This is a genomic window from Pedobacter sp. AJM, from assembly GCF_002197755.1.
Classification (GTDB): domain Bacteria; phylum Bacteroidota; class Bacteroidia; order Sphingobacteriales; family Sphingobacteriaceae; genus Pedobacter.
Window position 1 is genome coordinate 137,068 of record NZ_NHOT01000010.1, and the last position, 11,267, is coordinate 148,334.

Annotated in this window: 12 protein-coding genes; 4 read left to right on the forward strand and 8 right to left on the reverse strand. The window is 39.6% G+C overall.

Annotated elements, in window-relative coordinates:
* The first annotated feature begins 17 nt into the window (after positions 1-17).
* Entirely contained in the window at positions 18-494 is a 477-nt protein-coding gene (locus tag CBW18_RS16840; RefSeq protein WP_088302498.1) for an OsmC family protein, read from the forward strand.
* 65 nt (positions 495-559) lie between these two features.
* On the opposite strand, the gene CBW18_RS16845 is transcribed toward CBW18_RS16840, so the two are convergent.
* Positions 560-2,440 carry a M1 family metallopeptidase gene (locus CBW18_RS16845; RefSeq protein WP_088302499.1) on the reverse strand — a complete coding sequence of 627 codons (1,881 nt, stop codon included), beginning with the start codon at positions 2,438-2,440 and terminating at the stop codon, positions 560-562.
* A 272-nt stretch (positions 2,441-2,712) separates the two neighbouring features.
* On the opposite strand from CBW18_RS16845, the gene greA reads away from it, so the two are divergent.
* A complete protein-coding gene (gene greA, locus CBW18_RS16850; RefSeq protein WP_029287566.1) occupies positions 2,713-3,186 on the forward strand; it encodes a transcription elongation factor GreA in 474 nt (157 codons plus the stop codon).
* Between the two features lie 88 nt (positions 3,187-3,274).
* The gene (locus CBW18_RS16855; RefSeq protein WP_088302500.1) at positions 3,275-3,673 is read left to right on the forward strand and encodes an HIT family protein; all 399 of its coding nucleotides are present in this window, start codon (positions 3,275-3,277) and stop codon (positions 3,671-3,673) included.
* Between the two features lie 115 nt (positions 3,674-3,788).
* On the opposite strand, the gene CBW18_RS16860 is transcribed toward CBW18_RS16855, so the two are convergent.
* From CBW18_RS16860 to CBW18_RS16870, 3 genes are all read right to left on the reverse strand, one after another.
* Positions 3,789-4,679, reverse strand: a complete 891-nt coding sequence (locus CBW18_RS16860) for a pirin family protein (RefSeq protein WP_088302501.1) — start codon at positions 4,677-4,679, stop codon at positions 3,789-3,791.
* 105 nt (positions 4,680-4,784) lie between these two features.
* Positions 4,785-5,885, reverse strand: a complete 1,101-nt coding sequence (locus CBW18_RS16865; RefSeq protein WP_088302502.1) for an NADH:flavin oxidoreductase — start codon at positions 5,883-5,885, stop codon at positions 4,785-4,787.
* Between the two features lie 12 nt (positions 5,886-5,897).
* On the reverse strand, positions 5,898-6,200 hold the full coding sequence (locus CBW18_RS16870) for a helix-turn-helix transcriptional regulator (RefSeq protein WP_088302503.1): 303 nt from the start codon (positions 6,198-6,200) through the stop codon (positions 5,898-5,900).
* A gap of 196 nt (positions 6,201-6,396) precedes the next feature.
* Here CBW18_RS16870 and CBW18_RS16875 point away from each other — a divergent pair, with 196 nt between their 5' ends.
* Positions 6,397-7,188 (forward strand): glucose 1-dehydrogenase, encoded by a 792-nt coding sequence (locus CBW18_RS16875; RefSeq protein WP_088302504.1) that lies wholly within the window; start codon positions 6,397-6,399, stop codon positions 7,186-7,188.
* Between the two features lie 121 nt (positions 7,189-7,309).
* Here CBW18_RS16875 and CBW18_RS21590 read toward each other — a convergent pair whose 3' ends face one another.
* The 4 genes from CBW18_RS21590 to CBW18_RS16895 all read right to left on the reverse strand — a co-directional run bounded on the left by CBW18_RS21590 (position 7,310) and on the right by CBW18_RS16895 (position 11,255).
* The gene (locus CBW18_RS21590) at positions 7,310-7,900 is read right to left on the reverse strand and encodes a hypothetical protein (protein ID WP_216359258.1); all 591 of its coding nucleotides are present in this window, start codon (positions 7,898-7,900) and stop codon (positions 7,310-7,312) included.
* Between the two features lie 194 nt (positions 7,901-8,094).
* The gene (locus CBW18_RS16885) at positions 8,095-8,316 is read right to left on the reverse strand and encodes a hypothetical protein (protein ID WP_029287553.1); all 222 of its coding nucleotides are present in this window, start codon (positions 8,314-8,316) and stop codon (positions 8,095-8,097) included.
* Positions 8,317-8,509: 193 nt separating this feature from the next.
* The gene (locus CBW18_RS16890) at positions 8,510-9,601 is read right to left on the reverse strand and encodes an alkaline phosphatase family protein (protein ID WP_088302505.1); all 1,092 of its coding nucleotides are present in this window, start codon (positions 9,599-9,601) and stop codon (positions 8,510-8,512) included.
* A gap of 55 nt (positions 9,602-9,656) precedes the next feature.
* Positions 9,657-11,255 (reverse strand): SusD/RagB family nutrient-binding outer membrane lipoprotein, encoded by a 1,599-nt coding sequence (locus CBW18_RS16895; RefSeq protein ID WP_088302506.1) that lies wholly within the window; start codon positions 11,253-11,255, stop codon positions 9,657-9,659.
* Between the last annotated feature and the right edge of the window lie 12 nt (positions 11,256-11,267).

Genomic DNA, 11,267 nt, shown 5'->3' on the forward strand with positions numbered 1-11,267 from the left:
TCTAACTCAGATATATTATGCCGAAAGATCATTTATATTCAACAACCATTACGTGGACGGGCAATAAAGGTTCCGGAACAATGGATTATCGTTCATACGATCGTGATTATACCATAACCGTTGATGGTAAAGCCGATATTTTGGGCTCATCAGATTCTGCCTTCCTGGGTGATAAAACTAAGTATAATCCCGAAGACCTATTGCTGTCTGCGATATCCAGTTGCCATATGCTCTGGTATTTACACCTTTGCTCGAAAAATGAAATTGTTGTCATTGATTATCAGGATAAGGCCGTTGGAACTATGGAGGAACTGGCAGACGGGAGCGGAAAGTTTAAAGAAGTAACCTTGCACCCTCAGGTTTTAATTGCGGATAAGGCTCATGTCGAACTGGCAGAATCGCTACATCAGGAAGCCAATAAAATGTGCTTTATCGCCAACTCACTGAATTTTCCGGTTAAACACGAAGCCACGTTTAAAGCAGAGAACAGTTAGTGTTTTTTAATTTACAGTTTTCAGTTGGCTATTTACGATTGCCAACTGAAAACTGTAAAACGGTATTATTTTACTTCGTAAATATTATCTTTTGGAGTAGCATCTACATAAATGCCGTTATCCAATGTAACGGATGTAATTTTCCTGGCTGACGGGATATTGATCACCACTTCTTTCTGATTGGTTTTCCAAACTGCAGGTGTTTGATGAAGGGTTTCTTTTTTGCCGTCAGCATAAATTACCACCACATCAAAAGGAATAGCAAAACCACCAACGTTTTTAACGGTAACAGCCGATTTTCCTTTTGCTGCAGTTACTTTTTCAACTGCTAAATCCAGATAGTTGTTGGTGAAAAACCAATTCTGGAAAAACCAGTTCAGGTTTTGTCCTGAACCTGCATTCATCGAATTGAAATAATCCCATGGAATAGGATGTTTGCCATTCCAGGTGTTCATATAGTGGTGCAATGCTTTCTTGAAAAGAACGTCGCCCAGCATATCTTTCAATGCCAGGTAAGATAATGAAGCCTTTCCGTACGAATTATTCCCGTAACCTGCACCCGAAACCTGATCTGACATGGAAATCACAGGCTGATCTTCTTCTGTAGATTGATCATTGATGTAGTTGTTTACCCTGAATTTTTTGTAAAAATCATCCGCGGCCTGCTGACCATGTTCAGCGATACCAATTAAGTATTCAAAAGTAGTGGCCCAGCCTTCATCCATGTAAGCGTAACGGGTTTCGTTAATACCCATGTAAAAAGGGAAATAAGTGTGCGCCACCTCATGATCCTGAACCAATTGTGCAAAAACAGGATCGCCGAAGTTAGAATCATTCACCATCATGGGAAACTCCATATCTGCAAAGCCCTGAAAGGCAATTGTTTTGGCATAAGGATATGGAATGCCAGGCCAGTTGTTCGAAAACCAGGATAAGGCATTGATGTTATACTTCACAGAATTTAGAAAATCTTTACCTGTAGCTGGATTATAAGCTGCCTGTGCACTGGCCCTGCGGCCGGTTTTAGCATCTACAACCACACTGCCACCATCCCAAACATAATGATTACTCAACGCAAAAGTAACATCTGTAATGTGATCAACTTTAAATTTCCAGGTATTCCAGTCTTTTTGTACAGTAACTTTTCCGTTCTTTAATTCTTCAGCAGTGGCAATATGAACCACTTCATCTGCTTTATACGATTTTTTTAAACGGGCAGCAATTTCTGGCTGAAGCACTTCATCAGGGTTTAAAAAATCGCCGGTGGCATAAACCACATAATTTTTTGGCGCTTTTACAGTGAAAACATAATCATTAAAATCGTTGTAAAATTCTGCCCTGTCGGTATGCGGAATCCGGTCCCAGCCATTGTAATCATCATATACAGAAATACGCGGATAGCTGTAAGCCACAAAAAATGAATTGGGGTCTATTTGTCCTTCACGACCACTTTCTTTAGATAATGGATAATCCCAGTCTATTTTGACCGTAATTTTCGATTTCGGGTTTAATGGTTTTTTCAGTTTTACGTTTCCAACTGTTCCCCAGCCTTTGCTGTCTATCTTATAGGTTTCCCCATCAACCGCAAAAGCAGAAATATTTAAGCCGCTGGATAAGAAATCTTCGCTTACTGAGCCACTACGCGGTGAAGTAGGCTTATGCAAATTGTTTACGAAACGAATGGCTAATACATTCAGGGTATCATTGCTGTTATTGCTGTATATAATTTCTTCCTGCCCGCTTACTATTTTAGTTTCTGCATCTACTTTGATGTCCATCTGGTAGCGGCCATGATTTTGCCAGTAATTGGGACCAGGCTGCCCATTCATGGAACGTGTTCCCTTTTGATAGGCAGCTTTGATATTTCGGGGCATATAAAGCTCCTGAGCCGAAACGGAATACCAACTCATCCCTAAGATGAGGGCTAGCGAAAATAACTTTTTCATTTTTTCTGAATAATTTGGGCTAAAAGTAAAAAATAATGAATGAATTTATTGAATGAAAGAATGCTTAGATTCAAATGAGTGATATATTGCTCAAATGTGTTATCAACGTCATTACAGCATTCTGTAAATCTAAATCATAAAAATCATGTGCATTTATTTGCATTTGTAATTTTCAGATTTTATCTTCGTTATAATTGAAGCAAGACTATGTAGGAACCAACTATGTAGTCTTGTTTGTTTTTTATAGCGTTTGAAAAAAAATTAATAGAGCAATGACAGAGGTAACGTACTATACACAAGAGGGGTTAGATAAACTAAAAGAGGAAGTTCATTATCTAACAACCACAGGGCGTCAGCTAATATCTAAAGCAATTGCTGAAGCAAGAGATAAAGGTGATTTATCAGAGAATGCAGAATACGATGCTGCGAAAGAAGCACAGGGTTTGCACGAAGCGAAAATCTCCAAATTAAAAAATACACTGGCGAATGCGCGCTTAATTGATGAATCGAAATTGGATTTAACAAAAGTGCTGGCATTATCCATTGTTAAGATTAAAAATGTAAAAAATGGTGCAACTATGACTTACCAGTTGGTTGCCGAAACGGAAGCTGATTTAAAAACCGGAAAAATTTCTGTCAAATCTCCAATAGCTCAAGGTTTATTAGGTAAATCTGTTGGTGAATTCGCTGAAATTGAAGTGCCTGCAGGTAAAATGCAGTTTGAAGTGCTTGAAATATCAAGATAAGCAGATAGCGTTTGGCGGTGAGCGATTATAAAACGCCTATCGCAAAACGCTTACCTCAACACCTTTTCACCTTATACCTTCCACCTTTATGACTATCTTTTCGAAAATTGTTGCCGGTGAAATTCCTGCTCATGTAGTTGCTGAAACCGTAGAGTATTTAGCTTTTTTAGATGTTCAGCCTTTAACTACCGGCCATGTGCTGGTGATCCCGAAAATTGAAGTAGATTACATTTTTGATATGGATGAAGACCTGTTTGTTGGTCTCTGGATGTTTGCTAAAATTGTGGCAAAAGGCGTAAAAACAGCTTTTCCTTGTCAAAAAGTAGGCGTTTCAGTAATCGGGCTGGAGGTACCGCATGCGCATATTCATTTAATCCCAATGAATCATGTCAGCGATATGAACTTTAGCAAAGCGAAACTAAGCCCAAGTCAGGAAGAACTGGCTGAAGCCGCTGAAAAAATTAGGCAGGCCTTGCTGGAAGAATAATATCAGATGATCTATAGTCATTGTGAGGAGGAATAACGAAGCAATCCTCTTCATAAACTCTTCCATGAAAAGATCCTGAATCAAGTTCATGAGGATGAGTTTAAAGAAATGATCTTCATTTTTTCAAATAAGGATTTTGATTTGGCAGGGGAACAAATTCGGTTTCACCGGGAACAGGTTTAAATTTTTGGTCTAACCAATTTTGTTTGGCCTGTTCAATTAAAGCTTTATCCGAAGCCACAAAGTTCCAGTAAATAAATCTTTCCTCCGGGAAAGGTGCACCGCCAAAAATGTAAACCGTTGTATTTTCCAGCATGGTAAATTCACAAAGTTTGGCATCGTTGGCAATTAAAATAAGTCGTGGCTCGAATAGATGTCCGTCGCTTTCAATGCCGCCTTCTAAAATATAAAGGGCACTTTCTCCAAACAAATCATTTCCAATGTTCAGCTTTTGCCTTTTATTACTTTTAATTTCGATAAAATAAAGCGGAGAATAAACCGGAACCGGTGATTTTTTACCAAATGCTTCTCCGGCGATCAATTTTATATTTACGCCATCCTGCTCCCAACCCGGAATCTCATTTTCTTCCACATGAAAAAATTCTGGCTCCATTTGTTCCAGGTCTTTTGGTAAGGCTACCCAGATTTGTAAGCCATGGAGCATTTTGTCTGTATGGCGAAGATATGCCGGAGTTCTTTCTGAATGTGCAATGCCACTTCCGGAGGTCATCCAGTTTACCTGACCAGGTTTAATGATGATAGCTGTGCCCATGCTATCGCGGTGTTCAATCTCCCCTTCAAAAAGAAAAGTCAATGTAGATAAACCAATATGTGGATGTGGTGGGACATCTAAATTTTCATGATCGCTCATGGCTGCTGGTCCCATATGGTCGATGAATGCAAAAGGGCCTACCATTCGCTTTTCTCTGAATGGCAATAACCTGCCCACCATGAAATTGCCAATATTGGCCGGACGTTCTTCTATTATGAGGGAGATATTTGACATGGAATATTTTTTGAAAGCTGAATTTAAGGAAATTCTATCAAAGTCGTCAGAACAAAAAAAGCATCCCATTGCTGAGATGCTTTTTTTGCCTTATAAATAGCAAGTTTATACCAGCTCTGCTAAAGCTTCTTTGCTAAAGCCTTTCAATTCATCCGTACGGTTATTTTTGATTTTCTCTACCCAGTTTGCATCGGATAATAGCGGTCGGCCAACAGCAATTAAATCGAAATCGCCACGATCCATTCTGCGTACCAGTTCATCTAATGAACTTGGTTGTGAACTTTGTCCGGCAAATGCACCAAAGAAGTCACCGTCTAAACCCACAGAACCTACTGATATAGTGGCTTTACCGGTGATTTTTTTCGCCCATCCGGCAAAGTTTAAATCAGATCCTTCAAATTCTGGTTCCCAGAATCGGCGTTGAGAGCAATGTAAAATGTCAACTCCCGCATCAACCAGTGGCGTTAACCATTGTTCCATCTCGTTTTCATTCTTGGCTAATTTGAAATCGTAAGCAGCAGGTTTAAATTGCGATAAGCGAATAATTAAAGCAAAATCTTCTCCAACACGTTTACGCGTTTCTTTAATCACTTCAACAGCGAAACGTGTTCGCTCAGCCAGGGTTTTGCCGCCGTAAATGTCTGTACGGTTATTGGTCTCATCCCAAAAAAACTGATCAATTAGATATTGGTGTGCCCCATGAATTTCTACCGTATCAAAACCTAAAGCTTTTGCATCTGCGGCGGCCTGTGCGAAAGCCGCGATGGTATCGGCAATGGCTGCATCCGTCATTGGTACCCCATTTTCAAAACCAGGCCTTTGTAATGCAGACGGACCTTCAAAAGGTGTACCTGGTGTCCAGCCAGAAGCATGATTTTCCATAATGCCCTGGTGCCAGATTTGCGGGCCCATTTGTGCGCCTGCAGCATGAACCTCATTGATCACTTTTTGCCATCCAGCCAAAGCCTGATCGCCATAAAAATGTGGGATGTTTGGGTCGGCGGATGATGAAGGTCGATTAATCACTGTTCCTTCAGATAAGATTAGTCCTACTTCGCCGGCCGCTCTTTTAGCATAATATTCCGCAACGGCATCGGTTGGAATGCCATCAGGAGAAAAAGACCGCGTCATCGGGGCCATTACAATTCTGTTTTTGGTATTTAATGTTTTTAAGCTGAAAGGCTTAAATAAGCTATCTGTGTTCATATATTTCTGTTTTTATAATGCTGTACCAATAATTTGATTTAACATTTTGATTCCTTCTTCACTGCGTTTGTAGTAAGTCCACTGGCCAACACGTGTCGCCGTAACCAAATTTGCTCGCTGTAAAATGGAAAGATATTCGGAAATGGTACTTTGAGATAAACCAGCCTTCATTTGAATCTGCCCAACACAAACACCAATATTTTCGAAATCAGGATTTAGCTGTTCAGGAAAATTCTCGGCAGGCTCTTTAAGCCAGTTTAAAATCTGTAAACGGGTTTTGTTTGATAAGGCTTTAAAGATTTCTACTTGATCCATAAAACAAAGATATATCGACTTTTCCCGATATACCAATGATAAAGCTGAAGATTACAATTTGATGTTTTTACATTTTAGGTTTATTAAAATTAACTGACAAACATTAGCAGCTGCGCTGCGTTCGGTAAGCAAGTATTTATTGATGCCAGATTAAACCTGATAGCGGGTTGATTTGATCATAATTAAAAAGAAGAATATGAAAAATTTTGAAAAAAATGTAATTCTGATTACAGGAGCAGGAATGGGTTTAGGATTGGCAACTGCATGGGAAGCTGCAGCTTTGGGAGCCAAATTAGTGCTTGTTGATTATAATGAAGAGGCCTTGCAAAAAGCAAAGTCTGACCTGACAAAAGATTATTCCGGATTGGAGGTTTTAACCATTAAAGCCGATGTATCAAAAGAAGAGGAAGTTAAAGCTTACGTTGATGAAACCATTGAGAAATTTGGCCAGATAGATGGTTTTTACAATAACGCGGGTATTGAAGGCAAACAGGCATCCATAACGGAATATGATATCGATATTTTCAAAAAAGTAGTCGATATTAATTTAATGGGTGTTTATTATGGTTTACGTTATGTATTGCCACATATGCAGGAAAGAAAATATGGTAGAATTGTTAATGTGGCATCTGTTGGCGGAATCCGTGGTGTAATGAATCAAATGCCTTATGTAGCCAGTAAGCATGCGGTTTCGGGGATGACCAAAAATACAGCATTAGAATATGCCCAGTATGGAATTACTTCAAATGCCATAGCCCCGGGTGCTATACTCACCCCAATGGTTGCCGAGGCTTTTAAGCAGGTAAACCCCGCTGATCCCCAGGCGGCAGAAAAGGATTATGCACAAGCCAATCCGGCTAAAAGACTTGGATTGCCTGCAGAAGTTGCTAAAGTGGTTTGCTTTTTATTAAGTAAAGATTGTAGCTATGTAAATGGCCAAACCATAGCTATTGATGGAGGGCAATCCAATAGTTACGGGAATGTCTAAATTCTGATGTAAAAAAGAACGGGGATAAATCATACCGACCTATCCCCGTCATCTAAATTAACGCTCTCATATACATAAACAACCAAAAAGATGATTTATTATACCTGAGTGAAAATTTTTTTTATTTTTTTGCTGCAGGCTTCTTGGCTGCTGCTTTTGGTTTCTTAATTTCTGCTGAAGCATCTGCTGGTTTTTCAACTTTTGCTTTAGCAGGTGCTTTAGTTTTTTTAACTTCTGCAACTGGCTCTTCTGTGGCTTCGGCCTTCTTTTTAGCAGGTGCTTTCTTTTCCTTTACTGCTGCAGCCGGCGCATCTTCTGCTTGTACTTTCTTTTTCGCCGGTGCCTTAACCTTTTTAGGTTCAGCAATTGCTTCAACAGCCTCCGCCTTATTTTTGACAGGTGTTTTAGTTTTTTTTGCTTCCGTAACGGGTTCTTTAATTTCTTCCTTTTTTACTTCTGCCGCTTTAGGGGCATCCGCATTTTGCAGGTAGTTGGCTAAAACCTGTTTCAAATAAATCTCTGGCTTAGGCATGTTGATGATAGAACCCTTTTCTTTATCCTGAGATTGCTTGATGTAAGCTGATTTGATTTTACCCCAATCTTTAGAGTAAAGTCTGATAAACATTTCAACGAATTGTTCATCTGTATATTTTTTAGGCAACCTACCCAGCACTGCCTGAATTTTTTCTTCTTTTTTATGTAATACCGCCATCGATTTTATTTTGTGTAAAGATAGCCTAAAATTATGATTTTCAGTTTTAGGGATTTTTTAAGCTGATTTACCAGTGATTATCTTTAATTGATCATCCTTCGATATCAAGATTTTATGAAGATCATGGGAAAAAAGAATGATATTGAAGGGGAGCAGGCCATTGTTAAAACCTGTGATGTTATGGCCTGCCTAAACTATTTTTTCTTCCAGCCCTCTTTCATTTTTTTGTAGGCCTTTCTACTCACTTTAGATTTCTTTTTCGAACGGGATTTTCCCTTCTTTTTCCGGGCGTTGATATTGTTCACCAGGGAGTTTTTTACACCAAGCTTGTTCTTTTTAGTACTGCCTTTTTTCTTTTTATCTTTCTTTTTGCCACCTTTTTTCTTCGTTGTTTTTTTCTTTTTCTCTTTTGCCATGATGTTATCGGGTTAGTTCAATGGATAACATCAAATCATATTAAAAAGTTCGGGCGTAAACGTAGCGGTTTACCATAAAGCCTTTCGGTAAACAGACTTAATTCAGAAGGATTAGCAAACTGGTTAAATTAAAAAAGTTGACCATCAGCGGTATCGCTTCCAATCAACTTTAAATCTATTCAGAAATTAGTTATTATTTAAACACTGTTTTGATAGCATTTCCAACCTCGTGCCCGGCTGCGGCTTTAAAATCAAAACCCAGTAGTTCAGATATGGTTTGTGCCAGTTGTTTGTGGTAAATTGTTGTTGATGTTTTTATTTCTCCGTTTGCAGGTGTGTCTGGTCCTAAAATGGCAAACCACGTATTTTCAGCTCCTTTAACATTTGCGCCATGGTCACGCCATTGATCCATGGGTACCTCTCCGCGGCCGTGATCGCAGGTGATCAACAGTGTCGTATTGTTTTTATAAAACGGATCTGCCTGGATCATTTCCCATAGCGTTTTAATATAGCCATCTTCCTGTTTGGCCCTGTCGAGGTAAAATTTATAATTGCCTGCATGTGCCATGTCATCGGTTTCATCAAAAGCCATATACATTACCCTTGGTTTATATTGCTTCAGGTATTCCTTACTAAATTCATAGGTAATAAAATCCAGTCTGGTAGAATCACCGAGGTAATGCGGAACATGATGTTGAAGTTCGTTCAGGTATTTTAATCGTGCATTTGCATCATTGTTTTTCAAATCTGCATAGCCGGAGTATACTGGCAGACCAGAACGGCCGGTATTCAAAATTTGCGGAAAACGTTCCCATGATGAAAACGACACTACTTTACCTTCAAAGCCTTTTTGCTTATTCAGAAATTCCAGCACATTCAGGTTAGGATTGGCAATGGCATCATTGGTATTCATCCTGACATCAGGGAAGCCTGTAAAAAGCTCATTGTAGCCAGGATAGGAAAAACGATAAGGATTGGATAACTCTTCTTTATTGCCCAAATCCCGGTTACCATAAATCTGCCCCTCTTTTGCGATGGTGTTCCATAAAAATGGGAAAAGTAGTTTTCTTCGGTCATCCGGAGCGGCAGTCCAGTATTTTTTTCTTATTTCCTCCTTGTCTTCCGTGTATTTTGAACCGATCAGAGCAGAATCAGCCCCTCTGAATACTTCCTGCCAGCGCATTCCGTCAAGGGTAACAATTAACAGGTTTCTTGTTTTCCTGGCCTGTGCAAAGGAAAATGTTGCACTTATGGTTAAGGCAACAATTAATATAAGCTTATTCATATGATGGGTTGGAGGGTAAAGGCAAAGCCAATAGTTGGCCTTGCCTGAATGGATATTATTTTAAAATCCACATGATGCCATTAATGTCATCATTGCCATTAAACTGAGAGGCAATGGCTGCCTGATAATTTTTAGCATTGGCAGTGCGTTCTGCGGAAGGGTATTTAAAACGTTGCGCAATGCGGTTTCCGTTTCCTGTTCCCGGGCCGGTTGTAAAAGCTGGAATTCCGGTACGGCGGTAAGTGAAATAAGATTCTAAACCAGCATGTCTGAACAAGGCCAGGTATTTCTGCTGCAAAATTTGTGTAATACCTGTTGTGCCGGCTGCATACTTTACTGTAGCCTGGTTATAATAGGTATTAAAATCAACCGGGATAATAAAGGTATCATAATTGGATGTGTTGGTTACATCTGTTGATCCGGGGCGATAGAAATATGCGGTATAGTTGCCCGTTTCAGGAATGCCATAAGCACTCATCGAGGCTTTTATGCCGGCAATATAATAGGTTTCAGCGTTTCCAGCCGCCCATCCTCTATTAATGCCTTCTGCAATGTTAAACATGAGTTCGGCATAGCCGATCTGTATGCTTGGCTCACCGGTATAAGTAGAATAAAAACGTTTACGGTTGAGGAAAGAATATTTTTGTAAACCGGCATTGTTATACATTACACCTAAATCCAGGCCTGCATCTGCACCAACAAAAGAAGCAAAATCCGTAGCGCTTTGCTTAGCATTATCCACTAAATCTCTTGCGGGTTCGGCAGTGGCATAAACCCTCGGGTCTTTTAAACGGGTAAGTAAACTGATATAAGTTGCTGATGAATTTTTTCTGGATCCGCTTTGCCCGAAATTATTTGGGTTTTGAGGGTAATAATTGTTCGGGGCTACAAAGGTGTATTGCAGGTTATCTGCAGTACCAGTCATTAAAGGGTATTTAGTAGGATTGTTGATGATACTGGCAAACTGCGTCATCACATTCAGATCTGTATCCGCTGTTTTTTTGCTTAATTGAAGCAATAATCTGATTCTTAATGCATTTACCGTTTTTTGCCATTTACTCAGGTCATTGTTGAAATAGATATCATTGCTGAGTGTTGCGCCGGCACCAGTGCCAAAATTAGCCGGGTTTTTAATTAGCTGATCCAAATCGCTATTGGCACTTTCCAGCCAGGCCAGCGATTGCTGCATTACTGTTTTTTGTGAATCATATCCGGGTTCCAGCGCATCCAGGCCCTTTAGTGCCTGCGTCATTGGAATATCACCCATTTCCAAACTCATTTTACTGAAGAAATAGGCTTTAAAAAATTTACCCAATGCTTCATAAGGATTAATGCTGGCACCACCGGTAGCTGCAGCACGTTGCTCCATTTCCACTACGTTTTTAAGTGCGGTATAATAATCATCACCACTACCCAAATCATAACGGTTATTGCCATAGTAATCATAATTGTTCAGGTAATACTGGCTATAGGTTTCTTTTGAACCATCTGGCAGGTCTGGTAAATTATTTAATACGCCATTTAACAAAAGGGCCGCAGAAACGGAATTGGGTTTATTGGTGTTTTTAGTGAGCTCTTCAAAGCTTTTTTTACAACCTGTTACCAGGGTGATGAGCACCAGGGGCAACAGGAATATATAGGCTGTTTTTTTCATGATCTTTTATGT